Source organism: Nocardia sp. NBC_01327, assembly GCF_035958815.1.
Classification (GTDB): Bacteria; Actinomycetota; Actinomycetes; order Mycobacteriales; family Mycobacteriaceae; genus Nocardia.
Window position 1 is genome coordinate 7,625,231 of record NZ_CP108383.1, and the last position, 22,544, is coordinate 7,647,774.

General features: G+C 67.3%; 23 protein-coding genes. 8 read left to right on the forward strand and 15 right to left on the reverse strand.

What is annotated here, in order from left to right; translation table 11 throughout:
* The first annotated feature begins 246 nt into the window (after window positions 1-246).
* The 3 genes from OG326_RS35215 (at window position 247) to OG326_RS35225 (ending at window position 1,685) form a co-directional block, all read left to right on the forward strand.
* The gene (locus tag OG326_RS35215) at window positions 247-546 is read left to right on the forward strand and encodes an ArsR/SmtB family transcription factor (protein ID WP_297613800.1); all 300 of its coding nucleotides are present in this window, start codon (window positions 247-249) and stop codon (window positions 544-546) included.
* A gap of 2 nt (window positions 547-548) precedes the next feature.
* The gene (locus OG326_RS35220) at window positions 549-962 is read left to right on the forward strand and encodes a Fur family transcriptional regulator (RefSeq protein ID WP_327141435.1); all 414 of its coding nucleotides are present in this window, start codon (window positions 549-551) and stop codon (window positions 960-962) included.
* A 93-nt stretch (window positions 963-1,055) separates the two neighbouring features.
* Entirely contained in the window at window positions 1,056-1,685 is a 630-nt protein-coding gene (locus OG326_RS35225) for a TetR/AcrR family transcriptional regulator (protein WP_327141436.1), read from the forward strand.
* Between the two features lie 7 nt (window positions 1,686-1,692).
* On the opposite strand, the gene OG326_RS35230 is transcribed toward OG326_RS35225, so the two are convergent.
* The 4 genes from OG326_RS35230 to recO form a co-directional block, all read right to left on the reverse strand.
* Window positions 1,693-2,106 (reverse strand): hypothetical protein, encoded by a 414-nt coding sequence (locus OG326_RS35230; protein WP_442790866.1) that lies wholly within the window; start codon window positions 2,104-2,106, stop codon window positions 1,693-1,695.
* On the reverse strand, window positions 2,103-2,906 hold the full coding sequence (locus OG326_RS35235) for an isoprenyl transferase (protein ID WP_327141437.1): 804 nt from the start codon (window positions 2,904-2,906) through the stop codon (window positions 2,103-2,105). The genes OG326_RS35230 and OG326_RS35235 overlap by 4 nt, the downstream gene beginning before the upstream one ends.
* 179 nt (window positions 2,907-3,085) lie before the next feature.
* Window positions 3,086-4,315, reverse strand: coding sequence for an arylsulfotransferase family protein (locus tag OG326_RS35240; protein WP_327141438.1), 1,230 nt, complete (start codon window positions 4,313-4,315; stop codon window positions 3,086-3,088).
* A 148-nt stretch (window positions 4,316-4,463) separates the two neighbouring features.
* A complete protein-coding gene (gene recO, locus OG326_RS35245) occupies window positions 4,464-5,231 on the reverse strand; it encodes a DNA repair protein RecO (protein WP_327141439.1) in 768 nt (255 codons plus the stop codon).
* A 160-nt stretch (window positions 5,232-5,391) separates the two neighbouring features.
* Between recO and OG326_RS35250 the strand changes: the two genes are divergently transcribed.
* Complete coding sequence (locus tag OG326_RS35250; protein WP_327141440.1) at window positions 5,392-5,898, forward strand: methylated-DNA--[protein]-cysteine S-methyltransferase; 507 nt, start codon at window positions 5,392-5,394, stop codon at window positions 5,896-5,898.
* Window positions 5,899-5,988: 90 nt separating this feature from the next.
* Window positions 5,989-7,407, forward strand: a complete 1,419-nt coding sequence (locus OG326_RS35255) for an amidase (protein WP_327141441.1) — start codon at window positions 5,989-5,991, stop codon at window positions 7,405-7,407.
* Between the two features lie 368 nt (window positions 7,408-7,775).
* On the opposite strand, the gene era is transcribed toward OG326_RS35255, so the two are convergent.
* From era to OG326_RS35285, 6 genes are all read right to left on the reverse strand, one after another.
* Window positions 7,776-8,720: a GTPase Era gene (gene era, locus OG326_RS35260; protein WP_327141442.1), complete on the reverse strand. Its 945-nt coding sequence runs from the start codon at window positions 8,718-8,720 to the stop codon at window positions 7,776-7,778.
* Window positions 8,717-9,127, reverse strand: coding sequence for a cytidine deaminase (locus OG326_RS35265; protein WP_327141443.1), 411 nt, complete (start codon window positions 9,125-9,127; stop codon window positions 8,717-8,719). Before OG326_RS35265 ends, era begins: the two co-directional genes overlap by 4 nt.
* A complete protein-coding gene (locus OG326_RS35270) occupies window positions 9,120-10,442 on the reverse strand; it encodes a hemolysin family protein (protein ID WP_327141444.1) in 1,323 nt (440 codons plus the stop codon). Before OG326_RS35270 ends, OG326_RS35265 begins: the two co-directional genes overlap by 8 nt.
* Window positions 10,439-11,005, reverse strand: coding sequence for an rRNA maturation RNase YbeY (gene ybeY, locus OG326_RS35275; protein WP_327141445.1), 567 nt, complete (start codon window positions 11,003-11,005; stop codon window positions 10,439-10,441). The genes OG326_RS35270 and ybeY overlap by 4 nt, the downstream gene beginning before the upstream one ends.
* A gap of 22 nt (window positions 11,006-11,027) precedes the next feature.
* Complete coding sequence (locus tag OG326_RS35280) at window positions 11,028-12,086, reverse strand: PhoH family protein (protein WP_327146679.1); 1,059 nt, start codon at window positions 12,084-12,086, stop codon at window positions 11,028-11,030.
* Window positions 12,087-12,272: 186 nt separating this feature from the next.
* Window positions 12,273-13,175, reverse strand: coding sequence for a LysR family transcriptional regulator (locus tag OG326_RS35285; RefSeq protein ID WP_327141446.1), 903 nt, complete (start codon window positions 13,173-13,175; stop codon window positions 12,273-12,275).
* A gap of 185 nt (window positions 13,176-13,360) precedes the next feature.
* Here OG326_RS35285 and OG326_RS35290 point away from each other — a divergent pair, with 185 nt between their 5' ends.
* Entirely contained in the window at window positions 13,361-14,587 is a 1,227-nt protein-coding gene (locus OG326_RS35290; protein WP_327141447.1) for an MFS transporter, read from the forward strand.
* A 131-nt stretch (window positions 14,588-14,718) separates the two neighbouring features.
* On the opposite strand, the gene OG326_RS35295 is transcribed toward OG326_RS35290, so the two are convergent.
* The 5 genes from OG326_RS35295 to hemW all read right to left on the reverse strand — a co-directional run bounded on the left by OG326_RS35295 (window position 14,719) and on the right by hemW (window position 20,216).
* A complete protein-coding gene (locus tag OG326_RS35295; protein WP_327141448.1) occupies window positions 14,719-15,459 on the reverse strand; it encodes a 16S rRNA (uracil(1498)-N(3))-methyltransferase in 741 nt (246 codons plus the stop codon).
* A 4-nt stretch (window positions 15,460-15,463) separates the two neighbouring features.
* On the reverse strand, window positions 15,464-16,612 hold the full coding sequence (gene dnaJ / locus OG326_RS35300; RefSeq protein WP_327141449.1) for a molecular chaperone DnaJ: 1,149 nt from the start codon (window positions 16,610-16,612) through the stop codon (window positions 15,464-15,466).
* Between the two features lie 35 nt (window positions 16,613-16,647).
* Window positions 16,648-17,688 (reverse strand): heat-inducible transcriptional repressor HrcA, encoded by a 1,041-nt coding sequence (hrcA, locus tag OG326_RS35305; protein ID WP_327141450.1) that lies wholly within the window; start codon window positions 17,686-17,688, stop codon window positions 16,648-16,650.
* 165 nt (window positions 17,689-17,853) lie between these two features.
* Complete coding sequence (locus tag OG326_RS35310) at window positions 17,854-18,999, reverse strand: epoxide hydrolase family protein (protein ID WP_327141451.1); 1,146 nt, start codon at window positions 18,997-18,999, stop codon at window positions 17,854-17,856.
* A gap of 59 nt (window positions 19,000-19,058) precedes the next feature.
* The gene (gene hemW, locus OG326_RS35315) at window positions 19,059-20,216 is read right to left on the reverse strand and encodes a radical SAM family heme chaperone HemW (RefSeq protein WP_327146680.1); all 1,158 of its coding nucleotides are present in this window, start codon (window positions 20,214-20,216) and stop codon (window positions 19,059-19,061) included.
* Between the two features lie 319 nt (window positions 20,217-20,535).
* On the opposite strand from hemW, the gene OG326_RS43105 reads away from it, so the two are divergent.
* Together OG326_RS43105 and OG326_RS35320 are read left to right on the forward strand one after the other, a co-directional pair.
* Window positions 20,536-20,628, forward strand: a complete 93-nt coding sequence (locus OG326_RS43105) for an Ms4527A family Cys-rich leader peptide (protein WP_354835468.1) — start codon at window positions 20,536-20,538, stop codon at window positions 20,626-20,628.
* A gap of 122 nt (window positions 20,629-20,750) precedes the next feature.
* The gene (locus OG326_RS35320; protein ID WP_327141452.1) at window positions 20,751-22,541 is read left to right on the forward strand and encodes a nitrite/sulfite reductase; all 1,791 of its coding nucleotides are present in this window, start codon (window positions 20,751-20,753) and stop codon (window positions 22,539-22,541) included.
* Window positions 22,542-22,544 lie beyond the last annotated feature (3 nt).

The following is a 22,544-nucleotide window of genomic DNA, read 5'->3' on the forward strand; positions in this document are numbered from 1 at the left end:
TACGCCCACTCCCACCCCTCCGGCCGCGCCCCGCACACCCTCTCGCGCGCGCGCCGGATTCAGGTCTCACGCCCGTGTCAGCGCGTCGCGTTTGACATGCATATGCTTGCATATAAGAATGGCATCGGTTTCCAATAAGGAGTTGGTTCGATGACCACGGACAGCGGTGCCCCTCTGCGGCGCTCCCGCGTCGCGACCGAGGCACCAGCCGCGATTCCGCACGACCCGTACCCGTACCGGTCGCCCATGCCGCCGATCGTGCCCTCGCGCACCATCCTGGACTCGGCCGGCGAGCTGCTGCGCGCGCTGGCCGCACCGGTGCGCATCGCCATCGTGCTGCAGCTGCGGGAGTCGCCGCGCTGCGTGCACGAGCTGGTCGATACGCTCGGCGTGACCCAGCCGCTGATCAGCCAGCATCTGCGGATCCTCAAGTCCGCGGGCGTGGTGCGCGGTGAACGCACCGGGCGCGAAGTGATCTACGAACTGGTCGACGAGCATCTGGCGCACATCGTCATCGATGCCGTCGCACATGCCGAGGAAGGGTGATCGTGGGAACAACCGAGAAGACGGTCGGTGTCCGCAGCACTCGCCAGCGCAGCGCCATCGCCGCCCTGCTCACCGATATCGACGAATTCCGCTCCGCCCAGGAACTGCACGATGAGCTGCGCCGCCGCGGCGAGGGCATCGGGCTGACCACCGTCTACCGCACGCTGCAATCGCTGGCCGAGGCCGGGCTGGTCGACGTATTGCGTACCGACTCAGGCGAATCGGTGTACCGGCAGTGCTCCACCGGGCATCACCACCACCTGGTCTGCCGCAGCTGCGGGAGCACCGTCGAGGTCGAGGGCCCGACCGTCGAGGCCTGGGCGGACTCCGTCGCCGCCGAACACGGGTTCACCGATATCAGCCACACCATGGAGATTTTCGGCACCTGCCGAAACTGCTCCAGCCGCAACAGCTGACGCCCGAAACCGCTCGATGTCCGAGGTTCGGGACAACCCGGACATCGAGCTGTCATCTTGTTGCGAACGGATATTCGTTTTAGTTTTGGGTCCATGCCCAGAGTCAGCGAAGAACACCTCGAACGACGCAGACTGCAAATCCTCGACGCCGCGCAAATGTGCTTCGCCCGCAAGGGAATTCACACCACCACCATGCAGGACGTGTTCGCCGAATCCGGCCTCTCCGCAGGTGCGGTGTACCGCTACTTCAAATCCAAGGACGACCTCATCGCGGCCCTCACCAGCGAGGCGACCGTCGATCTGCGCGCCGCTCTGAGTGAAGCCGTCTACAGCGATCCGCTGCCCACACCGGCGGAACTGGTTCGCTCCATTACCGAAACCATCGTCCGCCTCAGTGGGGCGAGCGGGCCCGTGCGCGTCATTCCGCAGGCGTGGGCGCTGGCCCTGACCGACGCCAATATCGGCGACTATGTCCGCACCAGCATCAGCGGTATCCGGCGGCTGTGGATCGACTACGCCATTCGCATGCGCGATATCGGCTGGCTGCCGATCGATGCCGATACCGATGCGGTGGGAAAGGCCTTCCTCGGGCTGCTTCCCGGGTTCATACTGCAGCACCTGATCCTGGGCGATACCGATCCCGAATCCTTCAGCCGCGGTGTGGCACAGCTGCTGCCCGCCTACGGGCCGATCAGCGCCGTCGCCGAAATCTCGCCCAACTGAACAGGATTCAGGGCAGTACCAAACCCTGCCGGGCGCGGCCCGCGCCCGAGAGCACCAGCAGCAGCATGGTGGCGAGCGCCTCATCCTCCAACCCGACAGCCGGGAAGGTGTAGCGCAGGATGATGTCGGCCAGCCTGTCGTGGCCGACGATGGTGATCGAGCCGAACTGCAGGGCGGCATTGCGCTCGGCAACTCGCTTGTGCAACTGCGGTTTCAGCGGGCGATCCCAGGCCAGCACACAGGTCAGGGTCAGCACGTCCAGGCCGGGGGCCAGGTTCACGCCGCGCAGGGAGCACAGCGAGCCGTCGAATTCGAAACCGAGGCCGCCGCCCTCCTCGACGCGGACGTGCACCTCGTAGCGGGCCAGTGCGACACCGGCGCGCGCCTGCAGGTCCTCGGCCGGGGACAGTTCGTCGCTCACTTCGCGCCACCGAAACGGCGGTCGCGCTTGGCGTACTCCAGGCACGCGGCCCAGAGATTGCGGCGGTCGAAATCGGGGAAAAGTGTTTCCTGGAACACGAATTCGGCGTACGCCGACTGCCACATGAGGAAGTTCGAGGTGCGGAACTCACCCGACGGGCGCAGGAACAGATCCACATCCGGCATATCCGGCTCGTCCAGGTAACGGGCCACCGTCGCCTCGTTCACCTTCTCCGGATCGATCTCGCCCCGTGCCACCCGGCGCGCGATTTCCCTTGCGGCATCAGCGATCTCGGCACGGCCGCCGTAGTTGACGCACATGGTCAGGGTCATCACCGTATTGTCCTGGGTGAGCTCTTCGGCGACCTCGAGCTCCTTGATCACGCTGCGCCACAGGCGCGGTCGCCGCCCCGCCCAGCGCACCCGCACACCCATCTCGTGCATCTCGTCGCGACGGCGGCGGATCACATCGCGATTGAACCCCATGAGGAACTTGACCTCATCCGGGCTGCGCCGCCAGTTCTCGGTGGAGAAGGCGTACGCCGACAGCCACTTCACACCGATCTCGATACAACCCTCGACGGTGTCCATGAGGACCGCCTCGCCGCGCTCGTGCCCCGCGGTGCGCGGCAGACCCTGCTCCTGCGCCCAGCGGCCGTTGCCGTCCATCACCAGGGCCACATGCCTGGGCACGAACTCCAGGGGAATCTCCGGCGGCGTGGCGCCGGAGGGATGCGGCGAGGGCGGACGCACCGTGCGCTGGGCTGCGGAAGGCTTGCGAGTACCGATCACGCCCCCCATCCTGCCCGACGCTCCCCACCGCTCGACCACGCCCACGGAATTCGCGCAGCATCTCCACAAATCAGCCCGGTTGGGGCCGACCGCACAGCCCGTGTCACTACCGAACAGTCGTCATCGGCGCTGTTCGGTAGTGAAGGACTCTGCGAGATCAGCGAGGGACTTCTGTGTGATCGCTCGGGTCAGGAGACCGGCCAGGTGTCGAGGTAGGCGCGGTAGGAGCCGAAGGGCAGGGAGGCGTCGTAGACGAGGTCTCCCGAGGGGCTGAATTCCGAGATGCGCGGGACCATGCCCCAGCTGACCAGGGTATTGCCGTTCGGGAGGGCTTGGGCATTACCCATGGCGAAGGTCGTCAGCTTCTCGGGATGCTGCTGATTGCGGACCAGGGTGGCCTGCTTGGCGACCGGATCGATGTGGATCCACTCGACGCTGGAGGGACCGCGCGACTCCAGGCCGTCGGAGTTGTTGTTGAACAGCCGCAGGGTGGAGGCGTCGCTGAACTCGGCGTCGTGCTGGAAGGCGAATTCGATATCCGGGCTCGCGGTGAGGGTCGGATTCTTGCCGCCGAGCTGCCAGCGGATCGTGCCGGTGTGCGGGTCGATATCGTAGACCGCCGCCGTATTACGCAGTGAGACAACCAGATTGCCCGACGGATCGAGGCTGATGGAATTCATGTGGTACGGGTCGTACACATCGCCGCCCAGTTTGCCGGGCGTCTCGGAATCGGCCAGCGGCACATGTTCGGCCGCACTCCAGTGCGAGATCTCCTTACCCGTCGCGACGTCCATCACCACGGCGACGGTGTCGAACATCTTGCCGTCCTTGGGGCCGCCGATAGCCGTGAGATCGGCGTTCACCTGCGGATAGGAGGTCAGCAGGGCCCGGCCGTCCGGGGTCAGCCGGAATTCGTGCACATCCGCGCCCGCCCCGCCCGGATCCACCGTGGTGATGACATTGAAATTCTCATCCGCGATCACGCCGACACCCGACCCGTGCCCGGCCACGGTGCTGCCCTGCCACCAGGTGAGCACCTTCCGGCCCTGATAGACCTGGCTGCGGAAGTTCGAAACATCCTGTCCCGCAGGCGGAGTGAATCGCTTGATCTCCCTGCCCGAGCGATCGGCGATCACATTCGCCGGCTGCCCGCCCGGCAGCGCCTGCGCGATGGTCCCCAGCCCGGGCACCAGCGCCGCCGCGCTCACACCGCTGGTGTAGTAGATGTACCCGTCGGCGATCCCCGGCTGCTGAACCTTGACCGTGTAGGACAGCCCGCCGAAGGGCAGACTCGGCAGTACCGGATCGGCCGCCGCGGGAGTGGCGGCCACAACGGCCGCGAGGGCACAGGCGGCGAGGGGAACCGGCAGGCGACGAAGGGCACTGCGGGAGGACTGTCGAGCATGGGAGACCAACACGCACTGAACTTTAGGCTCGCTAATGTTCACAGTCGCTGTATCGAATCTCACTGATCCTGACGTCCACCCGAGTATCACTGAACGAGACTCTCAGGGCGAAACCGAAAAACCGGCCAACTCGCAGACAAGCTTGGAAGAAATACCGGATTCAGCTGACGGCGGCGGATTCGACCGCTTCATGGGGGCGGGTGCGCTCGATCAACGGCAGGGTGCGGAGTTGGCGTTCCAGGTGCCACTGCAGGTGGGCGGCGATGAGACCGCTGGCCTGGCGGCGCATATTGTCCGGAATCGCTTGTACGCCGGACCAATCGCCGCGATTGAGGGCGCTCATATGCTCCAGGACGCCGACCATGGGGGTGGCGGAGCCGGGTGGACGGCAGTGCACGCAGACCGCGCCGCCGGCGGCGACATGGAACGCCCGGTGCGGACCGGGGGTGGCGCAGCGGGCGCATTCGTCGAGAGAGGGGGGCCAGCCGGAGAAACCCATGGCGCGCAAGAGAAATGCGTCCAGGATCAGCTCGTGGGGGCGATGGCCGAGGGCGATGGCGCGCAGGGCGCCGGCGGTGAGGGTGTGCAGGCGGGGCGCGGGGGCGCGCTCCTCACCGGCGAGGCGTTCCGCGGTTTCCAGCACCGCGCAGGCGGTGGTGTAGCGGCCGTAATCGGCGACGATATCGGAGGCGAAGGCCTCCACGGTGTGCACCTGGGTGACGACATCGAGATTGCGGCCGGGGTGCAGCTGCACGTCGATATAGGCGAAGGGTTCCAGCCGCGCACCGAATTTGGACCTGGTCCGGCGCACGCCCTTGGCGACCGCGCGCACCAGACCGTGCTGGCGGGTGAGCAGCGTGACAATACGGTCGGCCTCGCCCAGCTTGTGCTGGCGAACCACTACCGCATGGTCTCTGTACAACTGCACCGCAACAGTCTCGCACGCCCTCCCGACCGATTGCGCCCGCATCGCTCGCGTCGTCGAATCCGCTGTTCGTGAGGTCAGCGACATGTCCGAATACCGCCGGTCATGTCCGGGCGGCTGGGGCAGATTCGAGAGCGGAACGACAATCGAGAGGAGAGACGCCATGACCGTGTACGCGACAATCGACAGCCCGCTCGGCGAACTGCTGCTGGTCGGCGAGCGCTCGGCGACCGCGCCCGGCGGTATCGCCCTGACCGCACTGTCGGTGCCGGGACAGCGGGGCGGAGTCACCGTGCGGCCCGAGTGGACCGAGGACGCCTGCGCATTCGTTCCGGTCATCGTCCAGCTGCGGGCCTACTTCGCCGGCGCGGAGACCCGCTTCGATATCGAATTCGCCTCCAGCGGAACCGATTTCCAGCAGCGGGTGTGGCGGGCGCTGGACGAGATCCCGTACGGCGCCACCGCGACGTACGGTGAGATCACCGCGCGGATCGGAGCGCCGCGGGAGCGCACCCGCGCTGTTGCGGCGGCGATCGGCGCGAATCCGCTGCTCGTGGTGCGGCCCTGCCATCGGGTGATCGCGGCGGGCGGCGCGCTCACCGGCTATTCCGGCGGACTCGAACGCAAGCAGCGACTGCTCGAACTCGAGCGGGTCCTCCTGCCTGCGTGAAGGCCCGGCGCCTTCGGACAGTGCCTCGCTGGACGTGTGACCAGAATCGCGCTACGTTTCCCAGCGAACGGCAGGGAGACGGGACTCAGCATGACGACGGCGGCGGTAAACGAACTCGGGCTGGCGCAACTGGCGGCAGCATTGACACAGGGGAAGATCACCTCGGTAGCGGCGACGACCGCCGCGCTCGATGTGATCGACGCAAGTCAGGCCGGGCTCAACGCATTTCGGATCGTGCGGCGCGAACAGGCGCTGATCGAAGCCGCCGACGCCGACCGCCGGCTCGCCGCCGGGGAGCGCGCGCCGCTGCTCGGAGTGCCGCTGGCCATCAAGGACGATACCGATATCGCCGGTAGCCCAACGGCTTTCGGATGCGGCGGCGACTTCCCGGTGAAAACCGAAGACGCCGAATCGGTTCGGCGACTGCGCGTTGCCGGTGCGGTGATCGTCGGCAAGACCAATACCTGCGAGCTGGGGCAGCTGCCGTTCACCAGTGCGGAGGCCTTCGGGCACACCAGGAATCCGTGGAGCGCCGAGCACACGCCGGGCGGCTCGTCCGGCGGTTCCGCGGCGGCCGTCGCGGCCGGATTGGTGCCTGCCGCACTGGGTTCCGACGGTGCGGGCTCCGTGCGCATACCCGCGGCCTGGAACAATCTGGTGGGCATCAAACCGCAGCGCGGGCGCATTTCCACCTGGCCGCTGCCCGAGGCGTTCTACGGGCTCACCGTGAACGGGCCGCTGGCGCGCACTGTCGCCGATGCCGCGCTGCTGCTGGACGTCGCCGCCGGACCGCATCAGGGCGATCTGCATACGCCGCCCGCCGTGCGCGTCTCCGAGGCGGTCGGCCGTGATCCGGGACGGCTGCGCATCGCGCTCTCGCTGCGAACTCCGTTCACCGCCATCAAGACCGAACTCGATCGCGAGGTGCAGGCGCGGGTGCACGCGACCGCCGATGCCCTGCGCCGCCTCGGCCACGAGGTCACCATCGCCGATCTGCACTACGGCGTGCTGCTCGGCGCGACCTTCCTGCCCCGCTCCATGGTCGGCATCCGCGAGGTCCTGAACCGCATGCCCGGAGCCGAGGTCGACCCGCGCACCACACACAATGCGCTCACCGGCCGTATCCTCTCCCCCGCGCTCTTCGCCGCCCGCCGTGCAGAACCCTTGCTGCGCAAGCGAATCGGCCGCTTCTTCAACGACTACGACGTAGTCCTGGCCCCCACCACCGCCACCCCGCCGCCCGGCGTCCACGACATCGACAACATCAGCTCCTGGGCCACGGATCAGCTCATCACCACCGCCTGCCCCTACACCTGGCCCTGGAACGTCCTCGGCTGGCCCTCGGTCAACGTCCCCGCGGGCTTCACCGCCACCGGCCTCCCGGTCGGAGCCCAACTCATGGGCCCCGCCAACTCCGAACCCCTACTCGTCTCCGTCGCAGCCCAACTCGAAGCCGAACTCGAGTGGCACAAGCACCGCCCGACGCCCTGGTGGACCCCCGCCGCCTGACCCACGCGATCACCGCGGGTTGTGCTGGTCGAGGCAGCGGCGCTCGGCCTGGTCGGCGACCTCCCTGAGCTGGGCTTGCCAGCCGGGCGCTATGCGAACAATCGCCCTGTTTGCGCCCCGTTGGATCACTTGGCCGCGTGCGATGCCCCGCCGTATGAAGTAACCCGTCGCGTGAGTCACCCCGTCATCCCGGCGCGCTTTTGGCCGGGATCCAGACCCGATGCGGCTCAGCCGAGTTGGGTGGATCCCGGCCGAAAGCATGCCGGGATGACGGGACTTCCCCGGGGGGGTGACGGAGGCATGCCGGGATGACGGGGACTCCCCGGGGGTAGCGGAGGTTCCGGAGGGGTTCCGGACCTCCCGCGGAGCTAGAAGCCGAGCTTGCCGAGCTGCTTGGGGTCGCGCTGCCAGTCCTTGGCGACCTTGACGTGCAGGTGCAGGAAGATGCGGGTGCCGAGGATCTTTTCGATCTGCAGGCGGGCGTTGGTGCCGATCTCCTTGAGGCGGGCGCCGCCGCGGCCGATGATGATGGCCTTCTGGCTGGGGCGTTCCACGTAGAGCAGGGCGTGCACGTCGAGCATGCCCTCGTGGGTGCGGGTGCCGTCGGTGTCGGTGTCCTCGTTCTCCTCACGCTCGAGCACATCCTCGATCACGACCGCGAGGGAGTGCGGGAGTTCGTTGTCCAGGCCCTCGAGCGCGGCTTCGCGAATGAGCTCGGCCATGAGGGTTTCCTCGGGCTCGTCGGTGAGATCACCGTCGGGGTAGAAGGCCGGGCCCTCGGCCATCTGCGAGGCGATGACGTCGACCAGAACCTCGACCTGCTCACCCTTGACCGCCGAGACCGGCACGATTTCCGAGGCCGGGCCGAGCAGTTCGGAGAGCGCGATGAGCTTGGCCGCGAGCTGATCCCGGCTCACCTTGTCGATCTTGGTGAGCACGCCCATGAGCTTGGTCTTGGGCGCCATCAGGCGGATCTGCTCCACGATCCAGCGGTCGCCGGGGCCGATCTTCTCGTCCGCCGGAATGCACAGCGCGATCACATCGACCTCGGTGTACGTATCACGCACCAGATCGTTGAGCCGCTGCCCGAGCAGCGTGCGCGGCCGGTGCAGACCGGGGGTGTCCACCAGAATGAGCTGCGCGTGCTCGCGGTGCACAATGCCGCGAATGGTGTGCCGGGTGGTCTGCGGGCGCGAGGAGGTGATGGCGATCTTCTGACCCACCATCGCATTGGTCAGCGTGGACTTGCCGGTATTCGGCCGTCCCACGAAACATACGAAGCCCGAACGGAATACGTCTTTACTGCTGCTCACTCGAATACCTCCGACTCGGATTCCAGATCGAAGCCCTCGGGGATTCCGGGCCGCGTTGCCGGATCGCTTTCGACCGGCCCCTCCACTACCTCGAATACCGCGCCCTTGGCATCGGTGAAAACGATCCGCGCCGCCGCCGACACCTCGCGCACCGCGGGGACACCGGGGTCGGAGAACCGGCCCGCCACCACCACCGCGGCCTCGAAACCCTCTGCGCCACTGGAGATCGCGGCCGCCACCGCCGCCTGCAGGGCGGTCAGCCTCAGACTCGCCAGACCCACCTCACCGGCGGCGTAGGTGCGCCCATCGGTATCGCGCACCGCCGCGCCCGCGCTGCCGCCGGTGCGGCCCATCGCGCCGCGCGCGAGGACCAACAGCTTGTTGTCCTCGGCATCCAGATCAGTCATCGGTCTCTCCATCTTCCAGTGCGCCGTCCGGCTTACCTTCGGCCGCTTCGTTTTTGGTCTTCTCCGGGGCCCGCCGCACCACGACCGTGTGCACCCGCACCCGGCCGCGCGCGTCCGAGCCGCCCTCACCGCGCAATTGCAATCCGTGGATCACGGCCTTGGAACCCGGCAGCGGCACGCGGCCCAGCGCGTGCGCGAGCAGGCCGCCGACGGTGTCGACATCTTCGTCGTCGATCTCCAGGCCGAACAGATCACCGAGGTCTTCGACCGGAAGTCGCGCCGAGACACGGTATTTCCCGTGCCCGATCTCCTCGACCGGCGCGGTCTCATCGGTGTCGTACTCATCGGCGATCTCGCCGACGATCTCCTCCAGCACATCCTCGATGGTGACCAGCCCGGCAATGCCGCCGTACTCGTCCACCAGCACCGCCATATGGTTGCGGACGCGCTGCATTTCATCGAGCAGCGCATCCAGCGGCTTGGAGTCCGGCACGAAGATCGCCGGGCGCATGACCTCGCGCACATGCACCTTCTTGGCCCGATCCGCATACGGGACAAGGTCTTTCAGATATACGACACCGAGAATGTCGTCGACGTTCTCCCCCACCACCGGAATGCGCGAATGACCGGACCGCACCGCCAGCGACATCGCCTGTGCCGCAGTCTTGTCCGCCTCGATCCACACCATCTCGGTGCGCGGCACCATGACCGCGCGAGCGGCCGTCTCGCCGAGTTCGAACACCGACTGGATCATGCGGCGCTCCTCGGCATCCACCACCCCGCGCTCACCGGCGAGATCAACGACCTCACGCAGCTCGATCTCGGAAGCGAAGGGGCCGTTGCGAAATCCCCTACCGGGAGTGATCGCATTACCGACCAGAATCAGCAGACGGCTGATCGGGCCGAGCAGCGTGCCGATGGCCTGCAGCGGCAGTGAGGCGCCCAGCGCCAGCGAATACGCGTGCTGGCGGCCCAGCGTGCGCGGCCCGACACCGATGACCAGATAGTCCACCAGCACCATGACCGCCGCGGTCACCACCAGCGCCGTCACCTCGGGCAGCCAATCCATGAGCACCGCCGCCAGCAGCACCGTCGAGGTGATCTCGCACAGCACGCGCAGCAGCACCATGAGATTCACATAGCGCGGCCGATCGGCGATGATGCGGGCCAAGCGCGCCGCACCCGTCCGATCGGCCCGGACCAGATCGTCCACCCGCGCAGGGGAAATCGTATTCAACGCCGAATCCAGCGCGGCGAACGAACCGCCGGCGGGCACCAAGATTATCGCCAGCAGTAAGAGGACGAACGAATTCACGCGGGATCCAGTGGATCACCGGGTGCGGTGAATCCGGTCTTCCCCAGCAGTTGCGCATCACGCTGTGCATCACGTTCGGCGAGCTCGGCGCGGTGCTGCGCCTCGCGCAGGCTCTCGTACCAGCCTTCGAGCAGCGAGGCCTGCAGCGCGAACATTTCCTTCTCCTCCTCCGGCTCGGCATGGTCGTAGCCGAGCAGGTGGAGGACGCCGTGCACGGTCAGCAGGGCGAGTTCGTGGCCCATGGCATGGCCGGCCTTCTCGGCCTGCTGCGCCGCGAATTCGGGGCACAGCACGATATCCCCGAGCATGGACGGGCCGGGCTCGGCGGCGTCGGGACGCCCGCCGGGCTCCAGCTCGTCCATGGGAAAGGACATGACATCGGTCGGACCCGGCAGGTCCATCCAGCGCATGTGCAGGTCTGCCATGGTGTCGAGATCGACCAGCACCATCGACAGCTCGGCGGCCGAATGCACATCCATCTGACCGATCGCGAACCGCGCGACGCTGATCAGTTCCTCTTCGGATACTTCGATACCCGATTCGTTGGCGATCTCGATACTCACCCGCTCAGCCTATCGGCCGAGCTCAGTGACGCCCCTCCCGGCTCGCTGCACGCCGCTGCGCCCGGTTGCCCGGATAGTGGGCGACCTGCGGGCGGGAGTCGTTCTCATAGCGGTCGTAGGCATCGACGATCTCTCCGACCAGTCGGTGACGAACCACATCACTGCTGGTCAGGTAGGAGATCGCAATATCGTCGACATCGGTGAGGATCTCGGTGGCCGCCCGGAGCCCGGAGCGGGCACCGGTGGGTAGGTCCACCTGACTGACATCGCCGGTCACCACCATTTTGGAGCCGAAGCCCAAGCGGGTGAGGAACATCTTCATCTGCTCGGCGGTGGTGTTCTGCGCCTCGTCGAGAATGATGAACGCGTCATTGAGCGAACGACCGCGCATGTACGCCAGCGGCGCGACCTCGATGACACCCGCGGCCATCAGCTTCGGAATGGCCTCGGGATCCATCATGTCGTGCAGGGCGTCGTAGAGCGGGCGCAGATACGGGTCGATCTTGTCGTTCAGCGTGCCGGGCAGGAAGCCCAGCCGCTCACCCGCCTCGACCGCCGGCCGCGTCAGAATGATGCGGCTGACCTGCTTGGCCTGCAAGGCCTGCACGGCCTTGGCCATCGCGAGGTACGTCTTACCGGTACCGGCCGGGCCGACGCCGAACACGATGGTGTGCTTGTCGATGGCATCGACATAGTGCTTCTGGTTCAACGTCTTCGGGCGGATGGTCTTACCACGCCGGGACAGGATGTCCAGGCTCAGCACCTCCGCCGGGGAGTCCGAGGAACCCTCGGTGAGCATGGAATACGTGTGCCGCACGGCTTCCGGCGTGACCACCTTGTTGCGGGCCGTCAGCGCCACCAACTGGGCGATGACACGTTCCGCGAGGGCGATATCGGCAGGTCTGCCGGTGAGTGTGACGGAGTTGCCGCGCACGTGGATGTCGGCGTCGAGCAGCCGCTCGAGTTCACGCAGGTTCTCATCGGCCGAACCCAGGAAGCCGAATACCGACTCCGGTTCCAATTCGATGCTGGAACGAACGGTCCGGCCCGCCGGTCCGGACCCATTGTCGCCGACACCGATGCCGGCAGTAGGGGTACTCTGGTCGCCGATTTCGCCTGGTGTTCTCAAAAGTCGCTATGGCCTGCTTCCCGGTCTCGAGCACTACCTCTTTGAGGGAAGTTTACCGCCGACCACCGACACCGCCCAGTGAATAGATCGCTACCAGCTGCGGTGACACGAGACCGTCGCGCCCTCGCGGCCTGGGCGTTATTCGATTCCGGGCCGTACCCGGGCCCAGTCGAAGGTGAAATCCCGGAACCGGCGCACCGCCTCGGAGGGCGTCGCGGCGGTCGACCAGACCAGGCCGACCTCGCGCATCGGCTCCGGATCGGCGAGCGGGATCAGCGCGGGATCCGGTTGCGGGCCGCCCATCGGCGGGTACTCCAGCGGCAGAATCGACACTCCGAGACCCACTGCGACCAGGCCCGCGATGGTGTCCAGATTGCTGCATTCGAAACCGATGCGGGGGCGGAAATCGGCTGCGGCACAAAGCTCGTCGAGAACCCGGCGCATGCCGAATCCCGGGTGCATGGCGATGAATTCGGCGTCCGCGACCTCCGCGAGGCGTACCTGCCGCCGGGTCGCGAGGCGATGGTCGGGCGGCACGGCGAGCGCCAGGCGCTGCCGCAGCAGCGGCCGCCAGCCCACCCCGGCCGCGGACGGTCTCGGAGACACCAGCCCGAGATCGGCGGTGCCGTCCAGGACCGCGGCGGTCACCACATCGGCGGCGTCCTGGTTCAGCGTGAAGGTGATGCGCCCGGAGAGGCGGCGAAAACCCGCGATGAGTTCGGGCACCACCCGCGCACCCAGGGAATGCTGGAAGGCCAGGCGCACCACACCCCCGGCGGGATTGGACAGATCGGCGAGTTCGCCTGCGGCGGCATCGAGTTCGGCCTGGGCGCGGCGGGCGTGCTCATAGTAGACACGGCCGAACTCGTTGAGGGTCAGGCGTTTTCCGTGCCGGTCGAAGAGCAGGACGCCGAGGCGGCGTTCCAGGCGGGCCAGCATGCGGGAGAGCGTCGGCTGCGTCAGATGCAGGCGCTCGGCGGCGGCTCCGACGCGTTCGAGCTCGGCGAGCGTGAGAAACCAGTGCAGATCATCACTCGCCACCGCGGCACCCCCTCCGATAACCCCGAAACCGTCCGCACCTCGGTTGGGCGGCCCGGGCTTGACCATGTTGATCGTCACTCGCCGCGGTCGGCTCCGCGCCGATACCTCCACTAATACCGCCGACGCATCAGTTCTGCAATCATTATGCATTTCCTTTCGAAGCACCGCGCGCCCATGCTCGGCATATGACCACCGCGGCCGCTCTCGCCCCCGTCGACACCGCTGCGCACGAACGCCGGATCACGGTCGCGCTCTTCGCCGCCGGGCTGACCACCTTCGCCTCGATGTACAGCGCACAGGCGCTACTGCCGAGTCTGTCGGCGGCATTCGGTGCGACACCGGCGCGCGCGGCCCTGGCGGTATCGCTGACCACCGGACTGCTGGCGGTCACGATCTTGCCGATGAGCGTGCTGTCGAACCGATTCGGCCGGACTCGGATGATGATCGGCTCGGCGGTGGCCGCCAGTGTGATCGGGCTGCTGCTGCCCTTCAGTCCCTCGCTGGGAGTGCTGCTGGCCGGGCGGGCGGTGCAGGGAGTCGCGCTGGCCGGGGTGCCCGCGGTGGCGATGGCATATCTGGCCGAGGAGATCGGCGCGGCCGGGCTGGGCGCGGCCATGGGCGTCTACGTCGCGGGCACCACGGTGGGCGGGCTGGCCGGGCGGCTCATCCCGGCCTTCACCCTCGAAGTGGGGTCGTGGCGCTGGGGTCAGGCCACCGTCGCGGTGGCGGCGGCGCTCTGCGCGGGGATATTCGTGCGAATGCTGCCGCCGTCGCGCCGATTCAGCGCCCGGCCGCTCGATATCCGCACGCTCATCGCCGATTTCGCGGGGCACCTGCGGGATCGCACGCTGCTGCCGCTGTTCGCCCTCGCGTTCGTCATGATGGGCGGCTTCGTCTCGGTCTACAACTTCCTCGGGTATCGGCTGACGCGTGATCCGTTCGGATTATCCGCCGCCACAGTGGGTTTGGTGTTCGTGCTGTATCTGGCGGGCACCGTCACCGCCGCCGCGGCGGGCCGGTTGACCGATCGGCACGGGCGGTCCCGGGTGCTCGGGATATCGATTCTCGCCATGGGCGCCGGGCTGTCGCTCACCCTGCCTGATTCGCTGCCGATCATTCTGCTCGGCGTACTGCTGTGCACCGCAGGGTTTTTCGCCATTCACGCGGTAGCCAGTGGCTGGGTCGGCAGTGCGGCCACCGGCAATCGCGCAGCAGCTTCGGCCCTGTACCTGTTCGCCTACTACCTCGGGAGTTCGATTGCCGGAGGGGCGGGCGGGATCGCCTACGGCCGCTACGGCTGGACCGGACTCACCGCGTACGTGGCGGTTCTGCTCGTACTCGCGGCCGGGCTCGTGGGAGTGCTCGTCGTTCGGTCCCGCGCGGCCGGCGCAGGCGAAACAGCGCGCGCCTGAACGAGTTCAGCGAACCGGGCCAACGGACACGAGGTATCGCCATCCGCTTGAAGCCACTACCTGCCAGCGCGGGGTCGGTGCCTGCTACCAGCGCGGGAACAGTGGCCACTACCAGTGGGAGGCAGTGCCCACTACCAGCGCGGGGTCAGTGCGCCGAGAGCGCCGAGAGCGACGGCTGCGGCGGTGGAGGTGCGCAGGACGGTCGGGCCGAGCAGCACGATATCCGCGCCCGCCTCGGCCAGCGCCTTCAGTTCGGCATCATCGAGGCCGCCTTCGGGGCCGACAATGAGCACAACCTCGGCCACGTCCTCGAAGGACAGCTCGGTGAAGCGTCCCGCTCCGGATTCGTGCAGGGCGGCGACAATTGCGCCGCCGGACTTGGCTTCTCGTACCAGCGCCACCAGATCGCGGGTGCTGTGCAGATCCGCCACATCGGGGATATATGCGCGGCGGGACTGCCGGGCGGCCGATTTCGCGGTGGCACGCCATTTCTCGACGGCCTTGTGCGCCTTGTTCTCCCAGTTGGAGACACAGCGCGAAGCCTGCCACGGAACGATGGCGTCGGCCCCGGCCTCGGTCATGAGTTCGACCGCGAGTTCGGAGCGGTCGGACTTCGGCAGCGCCTGCACCACGGTCACCTGCGGGGTCGCCGGGGCTGCGACCCGGCGATCGAGGACCTTCAGTTCGAGGCGATCCTTCTGGGCCGCAATCACTTCCGAATCGGCGAGAATCCCGTGCCCGTCCGAGAGCGTGATCGGCTCGCCGACCCGGATGCGCCGGACGGTCGCGGCATGGCGACCCTCCGGGCCGTCGAGGACGGCGGTGGCACCCGGCTCGGGAACCTCGTCGAGGTAGAAGACGGTGGCGGCCAACGGATCAGCGTCCGCTGAAGGATGCTCGCAGCCGCGCGAACAACCCGCTGTTGTGCTCGGACTGGGTCGAGAGCACCTCGGTGCGCTCGTTCGGGCGCATGGCCTTGTACTTGCGCATGAGATCGGACTGCTTGGAGTCCATCTTGGTCGGCACCACGATATCGAGGTGCGAGATCAGATCTCCGCGCGAATTGGCGCGCAGCTTGGGCATACCGTGGCCGCGCAGCACCGAGACCTCGCCCGGCTGGGTGCCGGCCGGGATGGTGAGCTCGACCGGGCCGTCGAGGATGGTGTCGATGACGACCGTGGTGCCCAGCGCCGCATCCACCACGGGAACCCGGATGGTGCAGTGCAGATCGTCACTGTCGCGCACGAAGGTGTCGTGCGGCTGCTCCACGATCTCCACGTAGAGGTCGCCGGCGGGACCGCCGCCGGGGCCGACCTCACCCTGTGCGGCCAGGCGCACCCGCATACCGCTCGCGACACCGGCCGGAATCGGCGCGGCGATCTCGCGGCGGGCGCGCACGCGGCCGTCGCCACCGCACTTGCGGCAGGGATCGGGAATGGTCTCGCCCGCGCCGCGGCAGGTGGGGCACGGCCGCGAGGTCATGACCTGGCCGAGGAAGGAGCGCTGCACCGTCTGCACTTCACCCGCGCCGCCGCAGGTTTCACAGCGAACGGGCTTGGAGTTGCCATTGGTGCCCGCGCCCACGCACACATCGCAGATGATGGCGGTGTCCACGGTCAGGTGCTTGGTGACACCGACCGCGCACTCCTGCAGCGAGAGGCGGGTGCGCAGCAGCGAATCCGCTCCCGGCTGCACCCGGCCGCGTGGTTTGCGCGGGTTGGAGGTGTTCATCCCGCCGAAGAAGGCCTCGAACACGTCGCCGAGGCCGCCGAAACCGGCGCCGGAGAAACCGCCGCCACCGCCGCCGGACTCCATGGGGTCACCGCCGAGGTCGACGATGCGCCGCTTCTCCGCGTCGGTCAGCACCTCGTAGGCGGTCGACACCTCGCGGAACCGCTCCTGCGCCTCCGGTTCCGGGTTGACGTCGGGATGCAGTTCACGCGCCAGCTTTCGATAGGCGCGCTTGATCTCCTGGTCGGTCGCGTTGCGTGCGACGCCGAGCAGTGCGTAATAGTCCCGTGCCACTTGTGCTCTCTAGTCCGTTTCGTCTCTCCGCTTGCTCACCGTTCGGCGAGCACCTCACCGATATACCGGGCCACGGCCGCTACCGAGGCGATGGTCCCCGGATAGTCCATGCGGGTCGGGCCCAGCACCCCCATACCTCCCAGAACGGTACCGGGCATCCCGTATCCGGTGGACACCACCGCCGTTCCGCGCATCTGTTCGACCTTGGTCTCCTCACCGATCTGCACGGTGACCGTACCCGGCTGCTGGGCCGCTGCCAGCAACTTCAGCACGATCACCTGCTCTTCGAGGGCCTCGAGCACCACGCGTAGCGAGCCCGGAAATCCGTTCCCGGCGAAGTCGCCGGCATTGCGTGTGAGGTTCGCCGTACCGCCGAGCACCAGTCGCTCCTCGGGGTGCTCGACAAGGGTCTCCACGAGCAGTGTGGACACCCGCACGAGGACGTCCCGCAGCCGCGCGGGCGAATGTTCGGGCAGTTCGGCCACCGAGGCGGAGGCGGCGGACAGCCGCTTGCCCTCCATGGCCTTGCCGAGCATGCCGCGCAGAGCGGCCAGATCCTCTTCGCCGATGACATTGCCCAGATCGACCAGGCGCTGATCGACGCGGCCGCTGTCGGTGATGACCACGAGCAGCAGACGGGCGGGATTGAGCGCGACCACCTCGATGTGCCGGACCGTCGAAGCCGACACGGTCGGGTACTGCACCATGGCGACCTGGCGGGTCAGCTGTGCGAGCAGGCGCACACCCCGGCGCAGGACATCGTCGAGATCGACGCCGCTCTCCAGGAACTCCATGATCGCGCGGCGCTCGGCATTGGAGAGCGGCTTGACCTCGGAGATGTGATCGACGAACTGCCGGTAGCCCTTATCGGTGGGGATACGACCGGAACTGGTGTGCGGCTGGGCGATATAGCCCTCGGCCTCGAGCACGGCCATGTCATTGCGCACAGTCGCGCTGGAGACACCCAGATTGTGCCGTTCCACCAGGGTTTTGGAGCCTATCGGCTCCTTGGTCGATATGTAGTCCGCGACGATCGCCCGCAGGACTTCGAGCCGTCGCTGCTCCGTGGTCGCCATCGGCCCCACCTCCTCGCTCGCCGTCGGGTTCCGCCGCGCAGGCCTGTGGGGCATATTCGCAGGAATTCCCGGATGTTCCCGCCAGTTTAGTTGGCCGTTCGCAAATTGCCTGTACGCCGCCGGTCGGGTGCGGGACGAGGAGGTCTGGTTCAGGGAGCAGCGGTGTCAGGCGAGCAGATCTGTGAAGAAGGAGCGGATATCGGCGGTCAGCAGATCGGGGGTCTGCATGGCGGCGAAGTGGCCGCCGGTGTCGAACTCGGTCCAGCGGACGATGGTATTGAGCTGTTCGGCGAAGCGGCGGATGGCCATATCGCCGGCGAAATTGGCGACCGCGGTCGGAACCGGCGAGTGCGTGGGCTGATTCGGGGAGTGCAGGGATTCGTAGTACAGCTGCGCCGACGAGCCGCCGGTCTCGGTGAACCAGTAGATCGAGATTCCGGCCAGCATGTGATCGCGATCCAGCCGATCCTCGAGCGTTCCCGCGGCGCCGGTCCAGGCGTGGAACTTCTCCACGATCCAGGCCAGCTGCCCGGCCGGGGAATCGTTGAGGGCGAAGGCGAGGGTATGCGGGCGGGTGCCCTGGATCTGGTAGTAGCCGCCGCCGTCGGAGAGGAATTCGCCTATGAGCGTGAGCTTTTCGCGCTCCGGCTCGGTGAGGGTCGCGGCGGCGTCCGCGGGCAGGGGGCCGTGCGGGATGAAGCCCCAGGTGGCGGCATTGACGTGCACGCCGATCACCCGCTCGGCATCGAGGCGGCCCAGATCGGGGCCGATGAACGCACCGAAGTCGCCGCCCTGCACGCCGTAGCGCGGATAGCCCAGGCGGCGCATGAGTTCCGCGTAGGCGAGCGCGATGCGCGGGCTGTCCCAGCCCGGATCCGGTGCGGGACCGGAGAATCCGAAGTTCGGATGCGAGGGAATGATGAGATCGAAAGCGGGACCGCCGTCCTCGGGATCGGTGAGCGGTTCGATCACCTCGAGGAACTCCAGCACCGAACTCGGCCAGCCGTGCAGCATGAGCAGCGGGGTGGCGCCGGAGCGGTGAGATCTGATGTGCAGGAAATGAATTCGGGTGCCGTCGATCACCGTCGTGTACTGCGGATAGGAATTGAGCCGTTTCTCCCAGGCGAGCCAGTCGAATCGCTGCGCCCAATAGTGCGCCAGTTCCCGCAGATATTCTACCGGTACGCCGCGCGCCCAGCCGACGCCGGGAACCTGTGCGGGCCAGCGGGTTTCGCTCAACCGTCGGCGGAGATCCCGCAGTCGATCCTGCGAGATCTCGACCCGAAATGGAACAATATCCTCGTCGAACATAGCGATGAACAGCAGCGTAACCCCGCACCCCGGCACCCGTGGGGGATTACCGAACGCGCTCAGGTGAGCAGCGTGCGCACCACCGCATCGGCCAGCAGCCGCCCGCGATCGGTCAGGACCAGGCGCCCGTCCTGCCGCAGCGCCAGACCGTCGGCGACCACCCGCTCCGCGGCCGCACGACCATCGGAATCCAGGTCGCCGAGCGGCAGGCCGGTGCGCAGCCGAGCGGTGAGCATGACGCGCTCGGTGTAGCGCTCTTCATCGGTGAGCGCCTCCCACCCCGCGGCGGGCAATCCGCCGTCGGCGACCCGATCCGCATAGCGCGCAGGGTGTTTCACGTTCCACCAGCGCACCCCGCCGATATGACTGTGCGCACCCGGCCCGGCGCCGAGCCAGTCACCGCCGTCCCAGTACCCGAGGTTGTGCCGGCAGCGCGCACCGTCGTTCGCGGCCCAGTTGGAGACCTCGTACCAGGCCAGCCCCGCCGCCTGCAGCCGCGCATCGATGCGCTCGTAGCGGGCGGCCAGCACATCGTCGTCCGGCGCGGGCAGCTCCCCGCGCCGCACCCGCCGCGCCAGCGCGGTGCCGTCCTCGACGATCAGCGAATACGCGGAGACATGATCGACCCCCGCCGCGAGCACCGCATCCAGACTGGCATCCAGATCCCCGTCCCGCTCCCCCGGAGTCCCATAGATCAGATCCAAATTCACATGCTCGAACCCCGCCGCCCGCGCCTCCCGCGCGGCCGCGACCGCCCGCCCCGGCGTATGCGTGCGATCGAGCACCTTCAGCACATGCGCCGCCGCCGACTGCATCCCCAGTGAAACCCGCGTGAACCCCCCCTCGAGCAGCCGCTCGAAGAACTCCGGCGACGTCGACTCCGGATTCGACTCGGTCGTCACCTCCGCATCACCGGCCACCACAAAGTTGTCCCGCACCGCACCCATGACATTCGCCAACCCGTCCCCACCGAGCAGCGACGGCGTACCCCCACCCACAAAAATGGTCTCCACCGGCGGCGTAGCAGTCGGAAACGCATCGAATCGCGCTGCTGCAGTGGCCAATTCCCCGCGCAGCGCCTCGAACCACGACTGCGGCGACGCGGAAGTCCCCAACTCCCCCGCCGTATAGGTATTGAAATCGCAGTACCCACATCTCGTCGCACAGAACGGCACATGGATGTAGATCCCGAATGCCCCGCCCCCGAAGTCGCTCAGTACGGGAACGAGCGAATCGTCACCGGCCGGAACGGTCGCGGCGGCGGAGGTCGGGGCAGAAGTCACCCCACCAGTGTGACCCGTCGCGCGGGTCACACCCCACGCGCCTCGGACACCCTCCCGAGCCCGCGAGGAGTACCGGTCTCTCGCTATCTTGGAACCCCCGAGGGGATGACGGTCAACTGTCCAAGATCGATTCGGTCGTGATCTATGAGACCTGTCACAAATGGGGGGTGGTATCCAGGGGATTTCCCTTGAAAGTCCGGAAAATATCGGCGGACGGTCGGAACAGCCTGTCTGAGGTGGCACAATAGGCTCCATGACAGGACTCGGAGTGCGACTCGTGGCGCGGCGCCACGTCGACTTCAAGCGTGTCTGCAGCGCGAGCTGTCTGCCCGGAAGCCTCCGGTAGATCAGCTCCCCCTTCTTCCCGGATCGACGTCCTTCTTCGACGCCGAACTCCCCGGTTCGCTGATATCGGAGGCGTGAGTCAGCCCCTCTCGCCTGCCCGCAAGACCTTCAGGAGCGACCCCTATGACGTCGAGCACCGACGCCGACAGTTCCGGATCAGCTCGTCCCGCCCGGCCGCAACGGCCCGAAGCGGAACGACGCGTGCGTCCGGATCGCCCCCGTTCGGACGCGCCCACCGCGCCCCGCGAGCGCACCGGAAAGCCGGTGCAGCGCCGTTCGGAAGGGCAGTGGGCGCTCGGCTACCGCGAGCCGCTCAATGCGAACGAGCAGAGCAAGAAGGACGACAACCCGCTCAATGTGCGCGCGCGCATCGAGAACATCTACTCGAAGCAGGGTTTCGACTCGATCGACAAGGGCGATCTGCGTGGCCGCATGCGCTGGTGGGGTCTGTACACCCAGCGTGAACAGGGCTACGACGGCACTTTCACCGGCGATGAGAACATCGACATTCTCGAGGCCCGGTACTTCATGATGCGGGTGCGCTGCGACGCCGGCGCACTGAGCGCACAGCAGTTGCGCACGCTCGGGCAGATCTCCACCGAGTTCGGCCGCGATACCGCCGATCTGTCGGATCGCGAGAATGTGCAGTTCCACTGGATCGAGATCGAGAACGTGCCGGAGATCTGGCGGCGGCTCGAAGCGGTCGGCCTCCAGACCACCGAGGCGTGCGGCGACTGCCCGCGCGTGGTGCTCGGCTCACCGCTCGCCGGTGAATCGTTCGGCGAGGTGCTCGATCCGACTCCGGCCATCGACCAGATCGTCGAGCGCTATATCGGCAAGAAGGAATACTCCAACCTGCCGCGCAAGTTCAAGACCGCCATCTCCGGCCAGCAGGATGTGGTGCACGAGATCAATGACATCGCCTTCGTGGGTGTCGAGCATCCCGAGCACGGCCCCGGCCTGGACCTGTGGGTCGGCGGCGGCCTGTCCACCAATCCGATGCTGGCGCAACGGGTCGGCGCGTGGGTGCCGCTCGACGAGGTGCCGGATGTGTGGGAGGCCGTGGTCTCGCTCTTCCGCGATTACGGGTACCGCCGCCTGCGCACCAAGGCGCGGCTGAAGTTCCTGGTCAAGGATTGGGGCATCGAGAAGTTCCGCGAGGTGCTCGAGACGGAGTACCTCAAGCGCAAGCTCATCGACGGCCCCGCGCCCGCGAAGCCGGAGCGTCCCATCGACCACATCGGTGTGCAGAAGCTGCGCAACGGCCTCAATGCCGTCGGCTTCTCCCCCATCGCCGGCCGGGTCTCGGGCACCATCCTGAGCAAGGTCGCCGACATCGTGGAATCCATCGGCTCCGACCGGATTCGGTTCACCCCGTACCAGAAGCTCATCGTGCTCGACGTGCCCGACGACAAGGTCGAATGGCTCATCGAGGAGCTGAAACCGCTGGGCCTGCACGGGCGTCCGTCACAGTGGCGGCGGAATCTGCTGGCGTGCAGCGGTATCGAGTTCTGCAAGCTGTCCTTCACCGAGACCCGCAAGCGGTCGCAGGTGCTGGCGCCGGAGCTCGAGCAGCGGCTGGCCGATATCAATGCCCAGCTCGATGTTCCCATCACCATCAATATCAATGGCTGCCCGAACTCCTGCGGCCGTTCGCAGATCGCGGATATCGGCTTCAAGGGCATGCTCGTCGACGATGGCGAGGGGAATCAGATCGAGGGGTTCCAGGTTCACCTCGGTGGCAGCCTCGGACTCGACAGCGGCTTCGGCCGCAAGCTGCGTCAGCACAAGGTGACCAGCACCGAGCTCGGCGATTACATCGAGCGCGTAGTGCGCAACTTCGTCAAGAACCGTGACGAGAGTGAGCGTTTCGCGGTGTGGGCTGTCCGCGCCGATGAAGCGGACCTGCGGTAGTTG

Bases quoted from the DNA above. Each gene is read 5' to 3' on its own strand.
- OG326_RS35225 (WP_327141436.1), top strand. From the start codon at position 1,056: ATGCCCAGAGTCAGCGAAGAACACCTCGAACGACGCAGACTGCAAATC.
- OG326_RS35235 (WP_327141437.1), bottom strand. From the start codon at position 2,906: ATGGGGGGCGTGATCGGTACTCGCAAGCCTTCCGCAGCCCAGCGCACG.
- OG326_RS35290 (WP_327141447.1), top strand. From the start codon at position 13,361: ATGACCACCGCGGCCGCTCTCGCCCCCGTCGACACCGCTGCGCACGAA.
- OG326_RS35250 (WP_327141440.1), top strand. From the start codon at position 5,392: ATGACCGTGTACGCGACAATCGACAGCCCGCTCGGCGAACTGCTGCTG.
- OG326_RS35320 (WP_327141452.1), top strand. From the start codon at position 20,751: ATGACGTCGAGCACCGACGCCGACAGTTCCGGATCAGCTCGTCCCGCC.
- OG326_RS35310 (WP_327141451.1), bottom strand. From the start codon at position 18,999: ATGTTCGACGAGGATATTGTTCCATTTCGGGTCGAGATCTCGCAGGAT.
- OG326_RS35215 (WP_297613800.1), top strand. From the start codon at position 247: ATGCCGCCGATCGTGCCCTCGCGCACCATCCTGGACTCGGCCGGCGAG.
- hrcA (WP_327141450.1), bottom strand. From the start codon at position 17,688: ATGGCGACCACGGAGCAGCGACGGCTCGAAGTCCTGCGGGCGATCGTC.
- OG326_RS35255 (WP_327141441.1), top strand. From the start codon at position 5,989: ATGACGACGGCGGCGGTAAACGAACTCGGGCTGGCGCAACTGGCGGCA.
- OG326_RS43105 (WP_354835468.1), top strand. From the start codon at position 20,536: ATGACAGGACTCGGAGTGCGACTCGTGGCGCGGCGCCACGTCGACTTC.
- OG326_RS35265 (WP_327141443.1), bottom strand. From the start codon at position 9,127: ATGACTGATCTGGATGCCGAGGACAACAAGCTGTTGGTCCTCGCGCGC.